A 19,951-nucleotide genomic window follows, 5' to 3' on the forward strand; every position below is an offset into this window, starting at 1 on the left:
GGAAGGGAGGGGGGCCGACCTCAGGCCAGGTTGGTGAAGAGGCAGGAGGGCGGTTCGCACACCTCGCCGCCCTGGCCGGCGACGACCGAGGGCGTCTCCCGGACCCGCACCGGGCCGCCCCGGTCGACCTCGCACCAGATCTGCTTCCCGGCGCCCTCCGGCAGCCAGCCCCAGCGGTCCGCGAGGCCGTCCACCAGCTCCAGGCCACGGCCGCCCGTGTCGTCGCCCTCCGCGTGCCGCTGGAGCGGCGGGCAGTCGCTGGCGTCCGCGACCTCGACCCGGACGGTCCCGGCCGCGCCGGAAGCCCCGGCCCCGGCCCCGCCGAAGAGCATCCGCAGCACAGCCGGACAGCCCGTGTGGACCACGGCGTTGGTGACCAGCTCCGAGATCAGCAGGATGAGCGTCTCGGCGAGCGGCTCGTCATCCTCTATCCCGGAACCGGCCAGACGCGACCGCGCCCACCTACGGGCCCGCCCCACCTCTGCGGGATCCGGACCGACCTCCAGCTGAACCTGAAGCACCTGCACCGCTCACACCATCCGAACCGGCGGACACATCGCCTCGCGCCTCCTCAGGGTCACGGAACGTGATTCCCTTACGCGACAGCATGGTTGACGTACAGTCACCGCAACAAGCGCTTCGGGCATATTCCAGCGCGAAGGAGTACGCGTGGTGCATACTGCGCGACGCACGCTGCGGGGAGTCGAACAGGAGCGCGCAGAGACCACGAGAAACGCTCTTCGGGCAGGCCCGGCACATCTCCGGCGAGAGCCCTCGCCCCGGACCGGGGCCGCCGCACAGGCCGCCCCCGGATCGCCCGGTTCCAGAACCACTCGCATCCCACGGAGCGTACCCGAGCCGGGCCCCGACTCCACCCGGTGACGAATCACGCAAAGCGCACAAGCCGGTACCGATACCGCGCGGCTGCGCTGAGTCACCCTCCACCCCCTGCTTCCGGGACCCCCCGGCCGGACGCCGCCGAGCCGCCGGGCAGCGGCCGCGCGGCCCCCAGACCGGCGGCCAGGAGCTCCTCCGCCCCGGCCCGGTCGAGCCGGCTCGCGGACCGGAGCCAGGCCCGTTTCAGGTGGAGGTGAACATCTGCCTCCCAGGTGAAGCCCATCCCGCCGTGGATCTGAAGGCAGTCGCGGGCGTTGCGTACGGCCGCCTCGTCGGCGAGCAGTTTGGCCGCGGCGATCTCCACCGGGTCGCCGGTCACGGCGGCCGCGTACACGGCGGCGCGGGCCGGCTCGGTGCGGGCGAGCATGTCGGCGCAGAGATGTTTGACCGCCTGGAACGATCCGATGGGCGATCCGAACTGCTTGCGGTCCCCGGCGTGTTGAACGGCCGTCTCGGTGGTACGGGCGGCGCTGCCGAGCTGTTCGGCAGCAGTGAGAAGCGCCCCCTCGTGGCGGAGTGCGCCGGGGTACGCCTCCGTGGCCGCCGCGAGCCCCGCCACCTGGTGCAGCGGCGTGAGCGGATCCACCGAACGTACGGGCCGGGCGGCGGCGACGAAGGCGCGCAGCGCCTCCCCGGCGAGCGCCTCGGCGCCCACCAGCACCGCGTCCGCCTCCGCCAGGTGCGCCACCGGCAGCTCCCCGTCCACGGCCGTCACCACCGCCTCGCCCTCGGCGGCGCCCTTCACCAGGCCCGCCGCGAGGTGGGTGGCGACCAGGGGGCCCGGCAGCAGGGCCCGGCCCGCCTCCTCGAAGAGCAGCACCGCCTCGGGCAGGCCGAGGCCCACCCCGCCCGCCTCCTCCGGCAGCCGCAGCGCGAAGAACCCGGCCGCGCCCAGTTCCCGCCACAGGGCCCGGTCCAGGGCCCCGCCCCGGTCCACCGCCGACCGCAGCCGGTCCCGGTCGAACACCGCCCCGAGCAGGTCGCGCATGCCGGACCGCAGGGCCCGCTGGTCGTCCGAGAGCTGGAAGTCCACGGTGGCCTCAGCGCCCCTTCGGCAGGCCGAGGATGCGCTCGGCGACGATGTTCCGCTGGATCTGGGAGGTGCCCGCGGCGATCGTGTAGGAGAGGGAGGAGAGCCGGTCCAGGACCCATTCCCGGTCGGTGTCGAACGCGTCCGCCCCCAGCACCTGAGCCGCCGCCTCGTACAGCTCCTGGCGGGCCCCGGAGTAACGCAGCTTGAAGACCGAGCCGCCGGTGCCGGGGACCCCGCCCGTACGCTCCGACTCCGCCACGTTCCACTGCGTGAGCCGCCACAGGGCCCGGAATTCGGCGTTGAGTCCGCCGAGGCGCCGGCGCAGCACCGCGTCGTCCCACTTCCCGTTGCGCCGGGCCTCGTCGGCGAGCGCGTCCAGGGTGCGGCGGCAGGCGACGACCTCGCCGACGAAGGCCGTACCTCGTTCGTAGGAGAGGGTGACCATGGTGACCCGCCAGCCGTCGTTCTCCGCCCCCACGCGATGGGAGACGGGCACCCGGACCTCGTCGAGGAACACCTCCGCGAACTCCGTGGACCCGGCGAGCGTCCGCAGCGGCCGGACCGTGATGCCGGGTGCGTCCATCGGCATCGCCAGCCAGCTGATCCCCCGGTGCTTGGGCGCGGCCGGATCCGTACGCACCAGCAGTTCGCACCAGTCGGCGACCTCGGCGTGCGAGGTCCAGATCTTGCTGCCGCTGATCACGTAGGTGTCACCGTCGCGCACGGCCCGCGTCCGCAGCGCGGCCAGGTCGGAGCCCGCGTCCGGCTCGCTGAACCCCTGGCACCAGATCTCGTCGCCGCGCAGCACCGGCGGCAGCCAGCGGGCCCGCTGCTCCGCCGTGCCCTCGGCGGCGACCGTCGGCCCGGCGTGCAGCAGTCCCACGAAGTTCGCCCCGACGTAGGGGGCGCCGGCCTTCTCCGTCTCCTCCAGGTAGATCAGGTGCTGGGTCGGGGTCGCGCCCCGCCCGCCCGCGTCCACCGGCCAGTGCAGGCCCGCGTACCCGGCGTCGTACAGCATCCGCTGCCAGGCGGTGTCGTACGCCCGGCGCGCGGGCCAGTCGTCGGGCGAGGGCTTCGGGGGCAGGCCGGGGAGCACGGCGGCCAGCCACTCCCGCAGCCGCCGCCGGAACTCCTCCTCGGCTTCCGTGTACGCGAGATCCACGACGCCGCCGCCTACTCGTCCAGGTCCAGGCCGAGCATCCGGATCGCGTTTCCGCGCATCAGTTTGTGGATGGTCTCCTCGTCCAGTCCCTTGACGTGGTCGAGGGCGACCTCCTTGGTGTGCGGGAAGGTCGAATCCACGTGCGGGTAGTCGGTCTCGAAGGTGGCGTTGTCGCGGCCGACGACGTCCAGCGACGCGATGCCGTGCTTGTCGCGGAAGAAGCAGCAGAACATCTGGCGGTAGTAGTACGTGGACGGCGGCTCGGGGATCAGATCGCGCACCCCGCCCCAGGCCCGGTGCTCCTCCCAGACGTCGTCGGCACGCTCCAGGGCGTACGGGATCCACCCCATCTGGCCCTCGCTGTAGGCCAGTTTCAGCGCCGGGAACTTCACCAGCACCCCGCTGAAGAGGAAGTCCATCATCGAGGCCATCGCGTTGTTGAAGGAGAGCGAGGCCTGCACGGCGGGGGGTGCGTCCGGGGAGGCGGCGGGCATCTGGGAGCTGGACCCGATGTGCATGTTGACGACCGTGCCGGTCTCCTGGCAGACCGCGAAGAACGGGTCCCAGTAGCCGGTGTGGATGGACGGGAGGCCCAGATGGGTGGGGATCTCGGAGAAGGTGACCGCGCGCACCCCGCGCGCCGCGTTCCGCCTGATCTCCGCGACGGCCAGGTCGATGTCCCAGAGCGGAACGATGCAGAGCGGGATCAGCCGGCCGCCGCTGTCGCCGCACCACTCCTCGACCATCCAGTCGTTGTAGGCGCGTACGCAGGCGAGGGCGACGTCCTTGTCGTGCGCCTCGGCGAAGGTCTGCCCGCAGAAGCGCGGGAAGGTCGGGAAGCAGAGGGACGCCTCGACGTGGTTGAGGTCCATGTCCTTGAGGCGTTCGGCCGGATCCCAGCAGCCGGGCCGCATCTCGGCCCGTGTGATGCCTTCCAGCGTCATGTCGTCGCGGTCGAAGCCGACGGCGGCGATGTTCCGCTTGTACGGGAACTTCAGGTCCTCGTAGATCCACCAGTCGGTGGCCGGCCCGTCCGGGTCCATGGTGATGACGTACTTCCCGCCGGTGTACGCCAGCTCCCCGATGCCCGCGGTGAGCGGCTGCGGCCCGCGCTCGCGGTACTTCGCGGGCAGCCAGGTGGAGAAGAGGTGTGCGGGCTCGATCACATGGTCGTCGACGCTGACGATCCGAGGCAGTTCCGTCATGGTGTCGTCCCCTCCGGCGCACCCGGCGTGGTCCCGGATGCGGGTTTCTGATGACCCGTCAGATTCGCTTGCGGAACTCAGGCTAGCCCCGCACCCCTGGACCGACAAGGCGCGCAGCCCTACGCTCTCCGCATTATCTGACTGCTCGTCAGTTCGGAGGGACCGCTGTGACCGCCGTGAACGACGTGACCGCATCCGCCCACGCCCTGGGCGCCTCGCGCACCTTCTGGGAGCTGATCGAACGCCGTGCCGCCCTCACCCCCGGCCTGCCGGTCCTGCTCCAGGAGGACCGGACCCTGACCTTCGGCGAGCTGCGGGACCGCGCCGAGCGGGTCGCCGCCGGGCTGTACGGAATGGGCGTGCGGGCAGGCAGCGTGGTGGCCTGGCAGCTGCCGACCCGGCCGGAGACGGCCCTGCTCTCCTTCGCCCTGTCCCGGCTCGGGGCCGTACAGACGCCGGTCATCCCGTTCTACCGGGACCGCGAGGTGCGGTTCGCGCTGCGGGAGTCGGGGGCCGCGTTCTTCGCCGTGCCCGGCGTGTGGCGCGGCTTCGACCACACCACGATGGCCGAGCGGATCACCGCGGAACTCCCCGGCCCGCCGCAGGTCTTCGAGGCGTACGACGTCCTCCCCGACGGCGACCCGTCCGTGCTGCCGCCGCCGCCCGCGCCGTCGTCCGGCACAGAGGTCCGCTGGATCTACTGGACCTCCGGCACCACCTCCGACCCCAAGGGTGTCCTGCACACCGACCGCTCCCTGATCGCGGGCGGCTCCTGCCTCGCCCACGCGCTGAAGCTCTCGGTGCGGGACGTGGGCTCGATGGCGTTCCCGTACGCCCATGTCGCCGGGCCCGACTACACGGTGATGCTGCTGCTGTACGGGTTCCCGGCGGTGATGTTCGAGCAGTTCGCGCTGCCGGACGCGCTGGCGGAGTACCGGCGACACGGGGTGACCGTGGCCGGCGGCTCGACCGCGTTCTACGCGATGTTCCTGGCCGAGCAGCGCAAGGCCCCTGACCGGCCGCTCATCCCGTCCCTCCGCCTCCTCGCGGGCGGCGGTGCGCCGAAGCCGCCGGAGGTCCACCACGCGGTGGTCCGGGAGATGGGGGTCCAGCTCACCCACGGCTACGGCATGACCGAGGTCCCGATGATCACCATGGGCACCCCGGACGACACGGTGGAGAACCTGGCCCTGACCGAGGGGCGGCCGCCGGAGGGGATGGAGATCCGGATCACCGACGAACGGGGCGAGCCGCTCCCGTACGGCGTGGAGGGCGAGGTGCGGCTGCGCGGGGAAGCGGTCTGCCGGGGCTACCTGGACACGGAAGCCTCCGCCGCGGCGTTCGACGCCGCGGGGTTCCTGATCACCGGGGACCTGGGCCGGGTCCAGGAGAGCGGGCATCTCACGCTCACCGGGCGGCTGAAGGACATCATCATCCGCAAGGGCGAGAACATCTCCGCCAAGGAGATCGAGGACCTGCTCCACACCCACCCCGCCGTCGCCGACGCGGCGGTCATCGGGCTGCCCGACCCGGAGCGCGGCGAACGCGTCTGCGCGGTGGTCGAACAACCCCCGGGCGCCCCGCCCCTGACCCTGGCCGCGCTCTCCGCCCATCTGCGGGAAGCGGGCCTGTCCGTCCACAAGGTGCCCGAGCAGCTGGAGGTGGTCGACGCCCTGCCCCGCAACGAGACGCTGCGCAAGGTACTCAAATACAAGCTGCGGGAACGGTTCGGCGGGTGAGACAGGAAAGACGGGAGCGGCATGACGGGAGCCGCGTCACGGGAGCGGCGCACCGCCCCCGTAGCGGGCCGGTTTCCGCCCCCGCAACGCCCGGGACTCCTACGCGTCCGGCTCGATCACCGTGAAGTACACGGCGAACGCCGCCACCACATCGCTCTCCGCGACCCGCCCGTCCCGGTCCGTGTCCAGGCTCTGGGCGGCGATGCCCGCGATCTCGGCACTCGCCCCGAGGACCCGGAGCGCCCGCTCGACCTCCGCCACCGGCGCTCTGCCGTCGTTCCCGCCGTCCGCGACCGCGATGACGGCCCGCAGGAACGGCCGGGCGATCTCGGCGAACCGCTCGGGATTGTCCCGGAGCCGCTTCACCGCCCCGCCCGCGAACTCCTCACGGGTGACCCGCTGGTCCCCGTCCACATCGGCGATCCCCGCCATGCCCTGCCAGAAGGCCTCGGCCCCGGTGTAGAGCGCCTGCCCCTTGTCACAGCGGGCCGTCGTACCGAACTCGGTGAGCAGACGGGCGGCTGCGGCATTGAAATCGGCACGATCGATGTAGCCGTTGCCGTCCTGGTCGAAGGCGGCGAATCGGTGCGCGATCTTTCGCTCGTACTCTGCGCTGTCCATGCGGGGAGCGTACGACGCCCGCAGCGCTCACGTGTCACCGCGCAGCTCCTCCTGTGTGACAACCTCGCATCGGAGCCCACCGCTTCAGGCGCTCAGCGGCCTGCACTCCTCGTCGGTCGCGGTCAGCACGTCCGGGTAGACCTCGAAGAGCCGGCGCACCCCGAGCGCCCCGAGCACCTTGTTGACATGCGAACCGTCCTCCGCTCCCCGGGCCGGGAGGATCAGCCGCAGCCGGCCGCCGCAGGACTTCATCAGCCGGCGCGAGGCGATCAGCACGCCGACGCCGCTGGAGTCGCAGAAGAACACCTCGGACAGATCGAGCACCACATCGTGCTGCCCCTCCGCCACCGCCTCGTGTACGGACTGGCGCACGACGGGTGAAGTCGCCAGATCGAGTTCACCGCTGACGCGCAGCACGGTCCAGAAGCCCTGCTCCGCCTCGTCCACCTTGAGCGTCACGCGACTGGACCTCTCGTTCCGGGGCTCCCGGCAGTCCGGAAGTTTCCGTTCCTCGACGCGGCTGCCCAACCGCACCCCCATGAAACACCGACGCACCCACCGAGGCCCAGGACGTTTCCGGCGGAAAGAAGAACTTCGGCCCGTTTTCGCTGATCAGCGCGGCCGAGGAGGCATCCGGGCCGAGAATCGACTACCGTCGTCGGCCACGCGCCGCGGGAAGAGAGTTGCCACAAAGGCGCGTGCGCCGCACACCCGGCGGACTACATTCGGTCCGCACGGGCACAGGGCGGATCACGGAGCTGGGCGACAGGGCCGGGGCTGGGGGGTTCATGGCGAAGGACACGGCACCCCGCTGGGACCGCCGGATGCAGCAGAGGCTGGCCCGCGGCGAGGCGGCGGCGCTCGGAGAGCTCTACGACCGGTTCGCGGCCCTGGTCCACAGCCAGGCGCACCGGATGCTCGACGACGAGGACGCCGCCGACCTGGTGACCCGCGAGGTCTTCGCCCAGGTCTGGGAGGACCCCGAGGCGTACGACCCGAAGCAGGGCTCGATGCGCTCCTGGGTGGCCCACCTCACCCACCGCCGGTCCGTCCAGCGGCTGCGCCGCGCCGCGACCTCCTCGTACGAGGCGGAGCACGGCGAGGGCACGGCGCCCGACCCGGAGGAGCTGGAGCGGCGGGTGCGCGGCGCCACGGCCGCCGCCCGCGCCGACTACATCGTCTCCTCGATGCCCGTACCGCTGCGGCAGGCCCTGGAACTGGCGTACGTCCAGCGCCGGGACTACCGGCAGACCGCCGCCGATCTCGGAGTCACCGAGGACGAGGCACGCCGCCGGCTGCGGCTGGGGCTGCAGCTGCTCTCCACGGCGAACGCCCGCCCGCCCGAAGGGTCCTCGCCGCCCGGTTACGGACGGGCCCGGTGAACGGCGACGGACGCGCGAACGAGGGCGGCGAGGAGGAAGTGCGCGGTGCCCACCGGATACCGGGCCCGCGCGGGGCGGCGGACGACCTCGGCCTGGAGTCGGTGGCGCTGCCTCCCCTGCCGCCGCCCGGCGGGACCGCCCCCGACGAGGCCGTGCCGGAGCAGTCGCAGCCGCAGTCCGCGTCGGGCGACGTACCGGAGGCACCCGCCCCGGCGCACGGTCGCCCCGGGCCCGCACCCGAGCCCGCACCGGACCCCGCCCCGGAGCCGCTCATGGCCTCCGCCCCGGTCCTCCCCCACCGGGTACTCAAGTCCCTGCTCGGCGCCTGGGCGCTGGCCGCCTGCTCGGCCGGGGAGACCGCCGCCGTGGAGGACCACCTCACCGAGTGCGCGCCGTGCGCGGACGAGGCCCTGCGGCTGCGGGGCGCGGTGGGGCTGCTGCAAACCGACGGCTCCCTGGACCTCGACCCGACGCTGCGGTCCCGGGTGATCGACGGCTGCCTGGGCCGCCGCCCGGCCCGGATCCCGGTACCGGAGTGGGCCGCCCCGTACGACGCCGAGACCGCCCGGCTCGACGCGCTGCTCCGCGACATCGGGGACTCCGAGTGGCACGCGCCGGTGCGCCTGCGGTGGTTCGAGGAGGAGCGCGAGGTCAGCCGCAGGACCACGGTCGCCGGCGTGCTCGGCCACCTGATGGCGGTCGACGGGCTGCTGTCCGCCGCCCTCGGCCTCGACGACCCGCTCGGCGGCGGCGAGGTGCCGCTGGACCCCACCGAGCGCACCGAGTCGTACTGGTCGGCGACGGTCGCGCCGCCCACCCGGGCCGTCCGCGAGCCCTGGCGGGCCCAGAACCACGAGCTGATCCGTACGGCGTCCTTCGCCGGGCGGAACGTCGCCGAGACCTCCGTCTTCTACCGGGCCTTCGCCCTGCCGCTCCAGGACGCACTGCTGGACCGCGCCTTCGAGTGCTGGGTACACGGCGGGGACATCGCCGACGCCGTCGACTACCCGTACCAGGCCCCGTCGGCGGCCCATCTGCACCGGATGATCGACCTGGCGGCCCGGATGCTCCCGGCCGCCCTGGCGGGACGCCGCCGTGCCGGGCTGGCCGGACCGGCGAAGGACCTGGTCGCGGCCGGTGCGCCGGGCCGCTCGGTCCATCTGGAGATCGAGGGCAACGGCGGAGGCGACTGGTACATCGCGCTGGACTCGCCGGCCGCCGTCGGCTCGCCCGACCGCACGGTGGCACAGGTGGCCCTGGACGGGGTCGAGTTCTGCCGGCTCGTCGCGGGCCACATCTCGCCGGTGGAAGCGGCCGCGGGCCAGGAGGGCGACCGCGAGGCCATCCGCGACGTGCTGTTCGCGGCGGCCGCACTCAGCCGGCTGTAGGACCGGCCGGCCATCAGAGGGTGGCCGGCCATCAGAGGGCGGCCGGCCATCAGGGGGCGGCCGCCCAAGGCCTTTCGGCTACGCGAAGATCACTGTACGACGGCCGTTGAGCAGGATGCGCCGCTCCGCGTGCCACTTCACCGCGCGCGCCAGCGCCTGGCACTCCACGTCCCGGCCGATGGCGACGAGCTGGTCGGGCGTCACGTCGTGACCGACGCGCTCGACCTCCTGCTCGATGATCGGGCCCTCGTCGAGGTCGGCGGTGACGTAGTGCGCGGTCGCGCCGATCAGCTTCACGCCGCGCGCGTGCGCCTGGTGGTAGGGCTTGGCGCCCTTGAAGCTCGGCAGGAACGAGTGGTGGATGTTGATGATCCGGCCGCTCAGCTGCTTGCACAGGTCGTCGGAGAGGACCTGCATGTAGCGGGCGAGGACGACCAGCTCGACGTCCTCCTCGCGGACCAGCTCCAGGAGCCGCGCCTCGGCCTCCGGCTTGTTGTCCTTCGTCACCGGGAGGTGCCGGAAGGGGATGCCGTACGAGGCGACGAGGTCGGCGAAGTCCGTGTGGTTGGAGACGACGGCCGCGATCTCGACCGGCAGCGCGCCGGTGCGGGAGCGGAAGAGCAGGTCGTTGAGGCAGTGGCCGAACTTGCTGACCATCAGCACGATCCGCATGCGCTCCGCGGACCGGTGGATCTGCCACTCCATCCGGAAGGCCTCCCCGATCGCGGCGAAGCTGGCACGCAGCTTGTCCACCATCACGGTGGCGTCGGCCGAGAAGTGGACGCGCATGAAGAACAGGCCCGTGTCGTGGTCCCCGAACTGCTGACTGTCCTCGATGTTGCAGCCGGTCATGAAGAGATAGCTCGACACGGCGTGCACGATGCCCTGTTTGTCGGGGCAGGAGAGCGTGAGGACGTACTGCTCGGTCGCGGCGGCGTCCGGGGCGGCGGCGGAGGCGGGGGCGGGCTGCGGCGCGGTCATCCTCGTAGCGTGCCACACCCGCCGGTCGCTAGGCGGCCCTGGTCATGATGCGGATGACGTCCAGCGAGTGCGGCGGTATGTCCGGATCCTCCGCGTCGTTGGTGGCGAGCATCACATGGGCCTCGCGGGCCGCGTGGACGGCCTCGGGCCAGCCGGGGTGCTCCAGATAGGCGGAGACGGGGGCGTCCGCGCCGACCTGGTGCATGATCCGCAGCACCCGAAGGGCGGCGGCGTCCACGGCGGCGGCCTCGGCGGAGTCCCTGAATATGGTGCCGACGTACTTCTCGGCGGACCAGTTGTCGAGCCAGGTGTCCTCGACCAGGCGGTACACGGCGTCGGTGACGTCCCCGTACCCTTCCCGGCCGGCGAGCCAGCACTCGTGGTGGAAGGCGGCGTCGGAGAGCATGTGCAGCGCCGAGCGCACGTTGGTGCGCCAGCGCCACCACGGCATGTCAGTGAGCGGCATGCCGCCCATGGTGGAGGAGCGGCGGCCGCGACGGGAAGAGTTCTCCGAACCTTGCTGCACGGTCGTCGATCGTACGTTCCTTCACACCGTCCCCGCACGGGCCCCCGAAATTCACCTGGACGTCACTGTGCGTTGAGAACAGCACACCGCGTCGTTACCCGGGGCCCGGAAGGGTCCTGGTACATGACCGGACGGCGACGCCCCACCTTTCCCCGCCCCTTCCCGGGCGTCATCAGCGCGGCGGCGGCGGGGGCAGTACTGCTGTCCGGCTGCGGTGTGCTCCCTGGGGCCTCGGGGGGATCCAGGGAGCCCGTCACCGTGATGACCTGGGCTCCCGACCGGTCGGAGGACATCAACGCGGTGAGTATGGCCGGGGTGCCGGCGATGGCGCAGACGTACGCCCGCTGGGTCAACGACACCGGCGGCATCGACGGGCGCGAGCTGCGGGTGGTCGTCTGCGACGAGGCCGACACCCCGATCGGCGCCGAGCGGTGCGCGCGGGAGGCGGTCGACAAGGAGGTGGCCGCCGTCGTCGGTTCGTACAGCCGCCACGGGCAGAGCTTCATGCCCGCGCTGGAGGCGGGCAGCGTCCCGTACATCGGCGGCTACGGCGCCTCGATCGAGGAGTTCAGCAGCTATCTCTCGTACCCCGTCAACGGCGGCCAGCCGGCGCTGCTGGCCGGTCACGGGCAGCAGTTGGGCGACAGCTGCGAGCGGGTCTCGCTGGTGCGGCCCGACTCGATCGGCGGCGACGGCATGCCGCCGCTCCTGAACAACGGGCTGATGGCCGCCGACCGGCCCGCCTCCACCGACATCCTGGCCCCGCTGGACGCCACGTCCTACGACGAGCAGGCCTCGCAGGCGCTGGAGCGGTCCGACGGCGGCTGTGTGACGGCGGTGCTCGGCACCCGTACGGAGACGTTCTTCGACTCCTTCCGCCGCCTGGAGCCGGACGGTGAGCAGGTCAGGATCTCCTCCGTGCTGGGCAGCGTCAACCAGCCGCTCATCGACCGTACGGGCGGCCCGAACAGCCCCTTCGAAGGCGCCTACGTCACCGGCTGGTACCCGGACGCGAAGAACACGCGCTGGAAGGAGATGCGCGAGGTGATCGAGAAGTACGCCTTCGGGGACAACCGCATCGACCCGGACGACACCGCCGTGCAGACGACGTGGATCGCGTACACGGCGCTGCGGGCGGTCGTCCGGGCGATCGGCGACGAGGACATCACCTCCGGGCGGGTCGTGGCCGCCCTCAACCGGGGCGTCGAGGTCGACACCGGCGGTCTGACCCCGACGCTCCGCTGGCGCTTCAAGGACCTGGTCGGCACGTTGAGTTACCCGCGCATCGTCAACACGAAGGTGACGTTCCAGGTGGTCCGCGAGGGCCGTCTCACCGCCCAGAAGAAGGGCTTCGTGGACGTCTCGGAAGCCCTGACGGACGCCCCGCGCGGTTGAGCCTGTCGTAGGCCTCGGGGCGTCCGCCGCCGGTATCGGATCCGGCTGTCAGAGCTCGGTGTACGCGTGCTCGGTGAGGCCGTGTTCCACCGCGATCGCGTTCCAGAGCTTGGACGCCTCGCGCTTGGCCCGGGTGGCCACCCCGCTCTGTTCGTTGCCCTTGGCCGTCTCGTTCGTCGACCGGGCCCGGCCGCCCTTGCAGACGGACTTGTTCTTCTTGGCCTGCCGCGCCCAGGTCGCGTAGTGCTCGTCGGCCGCCGCCGAGGCCTTCCACGCCCGGTTCAGCGAGGCGGTCAGCTTCGCGTTCTGCGGGAGCTCGTCCACGGCCAGCCCTTCGAGCCGGGTCACCAGGTCGCGGCGCTGCTGGGCGGCGTCCCTGAGGTCGGTGTCGGCCCGGTCCAGGTCCTTGCAGGATTTGATCTTCTCGACCGCGCTGATCACCGTGTCCCGGCTGTTGTTGCTGTCGGCCAGCAGCTTGTCCAGCGCCTCGGCCTGCGGCTTCGCCGGGTCGGGCGCCGCCTTGGCGGTGGGCTCGACGACCGGTGAGCTCTGCGCCGCGACCGGCTGCTTGTCGTCCTTGACGGAATCGTCGCCACCGCTCATCAGCCAGCCGGCGCCGAGCCCGACGACCGCGCAGCCGGCGACGACCGCGGCGATCAGCGGGACGTGCGCGGAGCGCCGGCGCGGAGCCCCGCCGCTCTGCTGCGGGAGCGGCCCGTCCTGCTCCGCGCGGCCCTGGAGGCCCTGGAGGCCGGACTGGCGCCCCCCGGGGTCCTGCGGCGGCAACTGGCCGCCCTGGGGCTGCTGCTGGGCCTGGTAGCCCTGCTGCTGGTACGGCGGGGTCTGCTGGTACGGCGGGGGCTGCTGCCGCCCCGCGTCGAACTGCGGCATCTGCTGCGTGGCGCCCGCCGGTTCCTCCGTACGGAACAGGTTGTCGAACTCCGCGGGCGGCTGCCGGTCCCCCGGCTCCCCGGGCCTGATCCCGTACGGCGCCCCTCCGGGCACCGGGGGTATGTACTGGGTCGCGTCGGCGTCCCCGCCGCCCGGCACGGGCCCCACGGGGCCGGGGCCGCTCTGGACGGGCGCGATGAACTGCGTGGCGTCCGCGTCCCCGCCGGGAACTCCCTGAGCACCCGGCCCGCCCTGACCGACCGGCCCGGCCTCCGGCGGCAGCGGCTGCGCGTACGGCTGGGGCTGGGGCTGGTGTTGCGGCGGCTGAGGCGGCTGCTGCTGGTGCTGGGGGTACTGCGGCTCGTATCCCCCGGGCCGCTGGGACTGCTGAGGCTGCTGATACGCCCCGGGCTGCTGGTACGCCTCCGGGCCCGGCGGCTGCTGCGCGGGCGGCAGGGGCTGCGCCGGCGGGTAACCGTACTGCCCCTGCGCCTGCTGGTCCGGCTGCGGCGGCCCGGCGGACTGCGGCCCCCACTGCTGCCCCCAGGGCTGACCGCCCGCGGGCGCCCCCTGCTCGCCCTGACCGGCCTGTCCGGCCGCGGGCGCCCCCGTGGCCCAGGGGGCTCCGCCGTCGGCGGGCAGCACGACACCCTCGTGCGCGGGTCGTGCGGCGGGGAGCTGCTGCTCGCCGCCCTGTCCGCCCTGTCCGCTCTGCGTCACCGGGACTCCTACGTGTGAACCTACGGAATCGTCGGCTCACGCTATCGGGTGGTCACCCGCCTTCGCCAAGCGCGTGGTACCTCTCACGCCCCCTTCACAGGGCGGGTAACATCCCGCGTCCCCGCGACGCTGTTAGGGGGTGTCCGGACCGCCGGGAGCGCGGCCCGGACCGCATCGGTGACCGCCCGCCCTCACGCCGCCTGGAGCTCCAGCCGCTCGCCGAACTCCCGCACCGCGGGCTCCTCGCCGTAGGGCGTGAGCCGCTGCTGGAGGTCGTCGAGGTATTCGGCGCCCCGACTGGAGCGCACCGTCGACAGCAGCTCCATCGCCCGGGTCCCCGTGTGGCACGCCCGCTCCACCTCGCGCTGCTGCACCTGGGCCGAGGCCAGGAGCACCAGCGCGATGCCCCGGCGCCGGGCCCGGGTCTCCGGCAGCGCGGCCAGCGCCTCCTTGGCCCGCCGGGCGGCCTCGTGCGCCTGCCCCAGGTCCCGGTGGCAGTGGGCCAGTTCGTCCGCGAGGTAGCCCGCGTCGAAGTGCGCGATCCAGACCGGGTCGTCGCCGGTGTCCGGGTCGGCCTGCTCCAGCGCGGCGACCGCCCGCCCCGCCACCGCGTGGCAGGTCCGGGCGTCCCCGAGCAGCGCGTGCCCCCGGGCCTCCGCCGCGTAGAACATCGCCTGGGCGCGGGGGGTGACCTGACCCCGGGCCCCTTCCTGCGCGGCGCGGGCCAGTTGGGCGATCTCGCGGGGGTTGCCGAGCTGGGCGGCGAGATGGCTCATCGACGCGGCGAGCACGTAGCCGCCGTACGCCCGGTCGCCCGCCGCCTGTGCGAGCCGCAGCGCCTGGATGTAGTAGCGCTGGGCGAGGCCGGGCTGGCCGGTGTCGACCGCCATGTAGCCGCCGAGCTCGGTGAGCCGGGCCACCGCGCCGAACAGCCGGCGCCCGACCTGTTCGCGGTACGCACCCGAAAGCAGCCCGGAGACCACGCTGTTGAGGTAGTGCACGAGCACCGGCCGCACATGGCCGCTGCCGAAGCGGTGGTCGAGGTCGGTCAGCGCGGCGGTCATCGCCCGCACCGCCTCGACGTCGGACATCCCGACCCGGGCCCCCGCCGTCCGCTCGACCTGCGCGTCCGGGCCCGAGATCAGCCAGTCCCGGCTGGGCTCGACCAGCGCGGACGCGGCGACCGCCGACCCGGTGAGCAGATCGCGGCGGCCCACGTCGCTGCGCCACAGCTCGCAGACCTGTTCGACGGCCCCGGCGGCGGTCGGCGCGTACTGGAGGCCGACGCCGGAGGCCAGGTTCTTGCCGTTGGCCATGCCGATCTCGTCGATCGTGACCGTACGTCCGAGCTTGCGGCCCAGCGCCTCGGCGATGATGCCCGGGGCCCGGCCCCGGGGCTGCTGTCCGCGCAGCCAACGGGCCACGGAGGTCTTGTCGTAGCGCAGATCGAGACCCCGCTCGACCCCGACCATGTTCACGCGGCGCGCGAGGCCCGCGTTGGAACTGGCGGCTTCCTGGATGAGCGACTGGAGCCGTTCGTTGGGCTGACGGGCTACGAGAGGCCTTGCAGCCATATGTCCCCCTGAAACATCGGTTATGTGCAGTGATCGGTGGAAGGGATCACTGCCCGGCACATACTCAAGAAATGCGCATATTCCATCGGCATTCGGTACGGACATGGCGCGTTGCGCCGTCGCGGAGGCCCGGGCGCGGTCCTGAGCGGCGGTCCTGGAGGTGGTTACCCGCCCTTCGGTGCGACGCCTCACGCGCGCCCCCGCTCGTGCACCGATGCGCCCCGCGTGCAGGATCGATGCACCGGCCCCGGTTCAGGGGAGGCCGTAACCCCTGGTGACGGCGGGAGTTGTGCTGGACGTGGAAGAGCCCATCGGAGTCACGGAAGCCGCACAAGTCCCTCAGCAGCGGGGCGAGCATCTGCTCGACGCCGCGGTGCGGTACGCGGAAGAGCGCCACTGGGACGTGTTCCCCGGCACCTGGCTGGAGGCGGTGGGCGGCGGTGAGCGGTGCTCGTGCGGCGAGGCCGGCTGCGCCCTGCCCGGGGCCCACGCGGACCGGCCCGACTGGGCGGGTCAGGCGACCGGCAGCGGGGCGGCGGCCCGGCGCATGTGGAGCAGGCAGCCCCGCGCCTCGGTGCTGCTGCCGACCGGCCGGACCTTCGACGCGCTGGAGGTCCCGGAGTCCGCGGGCTTCCTGGCGCTGGCCCGGATGGAGCGGATGGACCTGACGCTGGGCCCGGTCACCTGCACGCCCGACCGCCGGATGCTGTTCTTCGTGCTGCCGGGGGCCGCCGCCAAGACCGCCGAACTGGTGCGCGCGCTCGGCTGGAACGCCGAGGCGATCGACCTGACCGGCCGGGGCGAGGGCCACTACATCGCCGCCCCGCCCACCCGGGTGGGTGCCCGGGGGGCCGTGCAATGGGCCCGGAGGCCCACCCACAGCAACCGCTGGCTGCCCGAGGTGGACGAGCTGATCAGCCCGCTGGCGTACGCCTGTGCCCGTGAGGCGGCCGACGCCCGCGCCCGGGCCTCCTAGGGGGTGTCTGGGGCCTTTCGTAGGGTGGTCCCCACCACGTGGGGATATCGAAAGGCTGTGCCATGCCGGACCGGGCAGATGCGCGTACGGAAACAGACACGGCGACGGGTGGTGCCCACGAGGCACCGCCCGCCGTCCGCGTACAGGGGTTGTGGAAGCGGTTCGGGGAGCAGGTCGCCGTCGCGGGGATCGATCTGGAGCTGCCGGCGGGGAAGTTCATCGGTCTGGTGGGGCCCAACGGGGCGGGCAAGACGACGACGCTCTCGATGGTCACCGGGCTGCTGAGGCCCGACATGGGGAAGATCGAGGTCGCCGGCCACGACGTGTGGACGGATCCGGTCGGGGTGAAGTCCCGGATCGGCGTGCTGCCGGAGGGGCTGCGGCTCTTCGAGCGGCTCTCGGGGCGTGAACTGCTCGCTTACAACGGCCGGCTGCGCGGTCTGCCGGGCGACGAGGTCGACAAGCGGGCCACGCAACTGTTGGACGTGCTGGACCTCGCGGGTGCCCAGCACAAGCTGGTCGTCGACTACTCCACCGGCATGCGGAAGAAGATCGGGCTCGCGGCGGCCCTGCTCCACAACCCCGAAGTGCTGTTCCTGGACGAGCCGTTCGAGGGCGTCGACCCGGTCTCGGCGCAGACCATCCGCGGGGTCCTGGAGCGCTACACCCGGTCCGGGGCGACCGTGGTCTTCTCCAGCCATGTGATGGAGCTGGTCGAGTCGCTGTGCGACTGGGTCGCCGTGATGGCTGCGGGCCGGATCAAGGCGCGGGGCACGCTGGCCGAGGTGCGCGGCGACGCCCCCTCGCTCCAGAGCGCCTTCCTCGAACTGGTCGGCGCGGGCGGCCGGGACGCGGGCGACTCCCTCGACTGGCTGGGCGGCGCCCGATGAGCGTGCTGGACGCCCCCGTCACCGCGACCGCCCCGGCGGCGCCGAAGACGACTGGCCTGACCCCGGTCTTCGTCAGGCTCAAGCTGACGCTCCTGCGCAACGGGCTGCGGCAGTCGTCCGGGCGCAGGACGGCGTTCGTCGTCTCCCTCGTCCTCACCCTGCTGCTCGCCGCGGGCCAGGTGACCGGTCTGGTCCTGCTGCGCGGCAACGACCACGCGGCCACCGTCGTGGTGCTGCTCACGGGTGTCGTGGCGCTCGGCTGGGCGGTGCTTCCGCTGTTCTTCCCCAGCGGTGACGACACCCTCGATCCGACCCGACTGGTGATGCTGCCGCTGCGGCCCGAGCCGCTGGTCCGGGCCCTGCTGGTGTCCTCGATGATCGGCATCGGCCCGCTGTTCACCCTGTGCCTGGTGGTCGGCTCGGTCCTCGCGTCGGCGCACGGGGCGGCGGGGATCGTGTTCGCGGTGCTCGCGGTCCCGCTGACGATGCTGCTCTGCGTGGCACTGTCCCGGGCGGTGGCCACGGCCAACGTACGGCTGCTGAACTCCCGCAAGGGCCGCGACCTCGCGGTGCTCAGCGGGCTGGTGATCGCGATGGGCATCCAGTTCGTCAACTTCGGGGCGCAGCGCCTCGGGCAGTCCGGCGGGCTGTCCGCGCTGGACCCGGCGGCGGGCGTGGTCCGCTGGCTGCCCGGCGCCTCCGCCGTGGGGGCGGTGGGGACGGCCTCGGACGGTTCGTACGGGGTCGCGGTCCTCCAGGTACTGATCACCGTGGCGGCCCTGGTGGCGCTGATGTGGATGTGGCAGCGGAGCCTGGTGAAGCTGATGACCGCGCCGGACGGTTCGACCCTGGCGGCGGCGGAGCCGGCCCGTGAGGAGTCCGGGCGGGGCGGTCTGTCGGCGCTGCTGCCGGAGGGGCGTACGGCGACGGTGATGCAGCGCGGTCTGCGGTACGTGGCACGGGACCCGAAGACCAAGGCGGCCTGGGTGACGGCGCTGGCGGTCGGGGCGATCGTCCCGCTGCTCAACGCGGTCCAGGGCACCGGCTCGGTCTACCTCGCGTGCTTCGCCGCCGGCATGCTCGGTATGCAGATGTACAACCAGTTCGGCCAGGACACCTCGGCGTTCTGGATGGTGGCGCTGACGATCTCCTCCCCCCGGGACGCGTTCGTCGAGCTGCGGGCGCGGGCGATGGTCCTGCTGGTGATCACGCTGCCGTTCACGCTCGCGTTGTGTCTGGTGACGGCAGCGATGATCGGTGACTGGCGGTCGCTGCCGGGGGCGCTGGGCCTGTCGTTCGCACTGCTGGGCTCGATGCTGGCGACGGGGGCGGTGGCCTCGGCGCTGTTCCCGTACTCGATTCCGCAGGAGGGCGCGTTCAAGAACGTGGTGCCGGGGCAGGGCGGTCTGGCCTGGATCTCGATCCTCGGCGGCATGCTGGCCGCCGCGCTGCTGTCGGCGCCGGTGATCGTGCCGACCATCTGGATGCACCTCTCGGACCACCACGGCGCGCTGTGGCTCATGGTGCCGGGAGGGCTCGTCTACGGGGCGATCGTCGGGTGGGCGGGGCTGCGGTTCGCCGCGGTGCGCACGGCGAACCGGCTGCCGGAGATCCTGACGGCGGTCAGCAAGGGCTGAGCGCCGGCGGGCCGGTCCGCCGGTCCGGTCCGGTCCGGTCCGCCGGGGCTACCGGGAGACCGGTTCGCGGTCGTCCTCGGCGAACTGTTCCAGGAAGGGTTCCACCGCGGCCCGCCAGCCCTCCGGCTGGTCGTAGTGGACGAGGTGGCCCGCGTCCGCCACTTCCGCGTACTGGCCGCGGGGCAGGACCCGGACCATCTCCTGGGCCTCGGCGCGGCCCAGCTCCCCGTCGAGGCCGCGCAGCACCAGCGCGGGGCACCGGACCTGGGCCAGCTCCTCCCAGTGGGCGTCGAAGACCCAGGTGGCGCGGGAGCGGAGCATCTGGCGGCGGGAGAAGACGGGGCGCCAGCCGTCCTCCCGCTCGGCCATCACCTCGGCGTAGAACTCGCCGCGGGAGGGGTTCGGCCGCTCCACCCAGGGGTCGTCCTCGCCGAACCACTTCCGTACGTCGGCGAGGGTGGCGAAGGGCAGCGGCCAGGAGTCGAACCAGTCGCTCCACTCGCGCTGGGAGGCCGCCCCGAGGGCGGAGGCCCGCATGTCGCAGACGACGAGGGCGCGGACGAGGTCGGGGCGCTTGGCGGCGAGCTGCCAGCCTGTGAGCGCTCCCATGGCGTGGCCGACGACGGTGACGGGTCCGAGCCCGAGCTGTTCGATCGCGGCCTCGGCGTCGGAGACGTAGGCGTCACGGGTGTACGGGCCGTCGGCGGGCTTGTCGCTCCGGCCGTGGCCCCGTTGGTCGAGGCCGACCGCGCGGTGCCGCTCGGCGAGCCAGCGGGCGGTCGGGGCCCAGTGCGAGGCCCGGCCCATCAGCCCGTGCAGCAGTAAGACCCCGGGAGCGCCGTCCGCTTCCGCGCGCTCCTTGGGCGGGTCGGCGAACTCCCATGCCGCGAGGCGTACGCCGTCGGTTCCGGTCACATCGATGCGCTGCACCATA

18 protein-coding genes are annotated in these 19,951 nt (G+C 72.8%); 7 read left to right on the plus strand and 11 right to left on the minus strand.

Translation table 11 applies throughout. The features are described from left to right. Positions 1-20: 20 nt before the first annotated feature. From B9S58_RS35905 to B9S58_RS35925, 4 genes are all read right to left on the minus strand, one after another. Positions 21-527: an ATP-binding protein gene (locus B9S58_RS35905; RefSeq protein WP_103536047.1), complete on the minus strand. Its 507-nt coding sequence runs from the start codon at positions 525-527 to the stop codon at positions 21-23. 407 nt (positions 528-934) lie between these two features. After that, the gene (locus B9S58_RS35915; RefSeq protein ID WP_103536049.1) at positions 935-1,930 is read right to left on the minus strand and encodes an acyl-CoA dehydrogenase family protein; all 996 of its coding nucleotides are present in this window, start codon (positions 1,928-1,930) and stop codon (positions 935-937) included. 7 nt (positions 1,931-1,937) lie between these two features. Beyond that, a complete protein-coding gene (locus tag B9S58_RS35920) occupies positions 1,938-3,092 on the minus strand; it encodes an acyl-CoA dehydrogenase family protein (protein WP_103536050.1) in 1,155 nt (384 codons plus the stop codon). Positions 3,093-3,103: 11 nt separating this feature from the next. Beyond that, positions 3,104-4,297: an amidohydrolase family protein gene (locus B9S58_RS35925; protein WP_103536051.1), complete on the minus strand. Its 1,194-nt coding sequence runs from the start codon at positions 4,295-4,297 to the stop codon at positions 3,104-3,106. 167 nt (positions 4,298-4,464) lie between these two features. Between B9S58_RS35925 and B9S58_RS35930 the strand changes: the two genes are divergently transcribed. After that, positions 4,465-6,036 (plus strand): class I adenylate-forming enzyme family protein, encoded by a 1,572-nt coding sequence (locus B9S58_RS35930; RefSeq protein WP_103536052.1) that lies wholly within the window; start codon positions 4,465-4,467, stop codon positions 6,034-6,036. Positions 6,037-6,135: 99 nt separating this feature from the next. On the opposite strand, the gene B9S58_RS35935 is transcribed toward B9S58_RS35930, so the two are convergent. Together B9S58_RS35935 and B9S58_RS35940 are read right to left on the minus strand one after the other, a co-directional pair. Beyond that, positions 6,136-6,657, minus strand: a complete 522-nt coding sequence (locus B9S58_RS35935; protein ID WP_103536053.1) for an EF-hand domain-containing protein — start codon at positions 6,655-6,657, stop codon at positions 6,136-6,138. Positions 6,658-6,741: 84 nt separating this feature from the next. Continuing rightward, a complete protein-coding gene (locus tag B9S58_RS35940) occupies positions 6,742-7,116 on the minus strand; it encodes an STAS domain-containing protein (RefSeq protein WP_103536054.1) in 375 nt (124 codons plus the stop codon). A 329-nt stretch (positions 7,117-7,445) separates the two neighbouring features. Here B9S58_RS35940 and B9S58_RS35945 point away from each other — a divergent pair, with 329 nt between their 5' ends. Next, complete coding sequence (locus tag B9S58_RS35945; RefSeq protein WP_103536055.1) at positions 7,446-8,039, plus strand: RNA polymerase sigma factor; 594 nt, start codon at positions 7,446-7,448, stop codon at positions 8,037-8,039. Beyond that, the gene (locus B9S58_RS35950) at positions 8,036-9,427 is read left to right on the plus strand and encodes a zf-HC2 domain-containing protein (protein WP_103536056.1); all 1,392 of its coding nucleotides are present in this window, start codon (positions 8,036-8,038) and stop codon (positions 9,425-9,427) included. The genes B9S58_RS35945 and B9S58_RS35950 overlap by 4 nt, the downstream gene beginning before the upstream one ends. Positions 9,428-9,505: 78 nt before the next feature. On the opposite strand, the gene purU is transcribed toward B9S58_RS35950, so the two are convergent. Then, on the minus strand, positions 9,506-10,408 hold the full coding sequence (gene purU, locus B9S58_RS35955) for a formyltetrahydrofolate deformylase (RefSeq protein WP_103536057.1): 903 nt from the start codon (positions 10,406-10,408) through the stop codon (positions 9,506-9,508). 28 nt (positions 10,409-10,436) lie between these two features. After that, positions 10,437-10,883 carry a hypothetical protein gene (locus B9S58_RS35960; RefSeq protein ID WP_103536058.1) on the minus strand — a complete coding sequence of 149 codons (447 nt, stop codon included), beginning with the start codon at positions 10,881-10,883 and terminating at the stop codon, positions 10,437-10,439. Between the two features lie 174 nt (positions 10,884-11,057). Between B9S58_RS35960 and B9S58_RS35965 the strand changes: the two genes are divergently transcribed. Further along, complete coding sequence (locus B9S58_RS35965; RefSeq protein WP_103536059.1) at positions 11,058-12,329, plus strand: ABC transporter substrate-binding protein; 1,272 nt, start codon at positions 11,058-11,060, stop codon at positions 12,327-12,329. Positions 12,330-12,377: 48 nt separating this feature from the next. Here the strand turns inward: B9S58_RS35965 and B9S58_RS35970 are convergent, their stop codons facing one another. Both B9S58_RS35970 and B9S58_RS35975 read right to left on the minus strand, forming a co-directional pair. Further along, on the minus strand, positions 12,378-13,940 hold the full coding sequence (locus B9S58_RS35970; protein ID WP_103536060.1) for a hypothetical protein: 1,563 nt from the start codon (positions 13,938-13,940) through the stop codon (positions 12,378-12,380). A gap of 191 nt (positions 13,941-14,131) precedes the next feature. Beyond that, the gene (locus tag B9S58_RS35975; RefSeq protein ID WP_103536061.1) at positions 14,132-15,514 is read right to left on the minus strand and encodes a transcriptional regulator; all 1,383 of its coding nucleotides are present in this window, start codon (positions 15,512-15,514) and stop codon (positions 14,132-14,134) included. Between the two features lie 289 nt (positions 15,515-15,803). On the opposite strand from B9S58_RS35975, the gene B9S58_RS35980 reads away from it, so the two are divergent. The 3 genes from B9S58_RS35980 (at position 15,804) to B9S58_RS35990 (ending at position 19,017) form a co-directional block, all read left to right on the plus strand. Continuing rightward, positions 15,804-16,490 carry a bifunctional DNA primase/polymerase gene (locus tag B9S58_RS35980; RefSeq protein WP_103536062.1) on the plus strand — a complete coding sequence of 229 codons (687 nt, stop codon included), beginning with the start codon at positions 15,804-15,806 and terminating at the stop codon, positions 16,488-16,490. 62 nt (positions 16,491-16,552) lie between these two features. After that, the gene (locus tag B9S58_RS35985; RefSeq protein WP_103536063.1) at positions 16,553-17,380 is read left to right on the plus strand and encodes an ABC transporter ATP-binding protein; all 828 of its coding nucleotides are present in this window, start codon (positions 16,553-16,555) and stop codon (positions 17,378-17,380) included. Continuing rightward, entirely contained in the window at positions 17,377-19,017 is a 1,641-nt protein-coding gene (locus B9S58_RS35990; RefSeq protein WP_103536064.1) for a transporter, read from the plus strand. The genes B9S58_RS35985 and B9S58_RS35990 overlap by 4 nt, the downstream gene beginning before the upstream one ends. 48 nt (positions 19,018-19,065) lie before the next feature. On the opposite strand, the gene B9S58_RS35995 is transcribed toward B9S58_RS35990, so the two are convergent. Next, entirely contained in the window at positions 19,066-19,950 is an 885-nt protein-coding gene (locus B9S58_RS35995) for an alpha/beta fold hydrolase (RefSeq protein ID WP_103536065.1), read from the minus strand. Position 19,951 lies beyond the last annotated feature (1 nt).

Source organism: Streptomyces sp. SM11, assembly GCF_002910905.1.
Classification (GTDB): domain Bacteria; phylum Actinomycetota; class Actinomycetes; order Streptomycetales; family Streptomycetaceae; genus Streptomyces.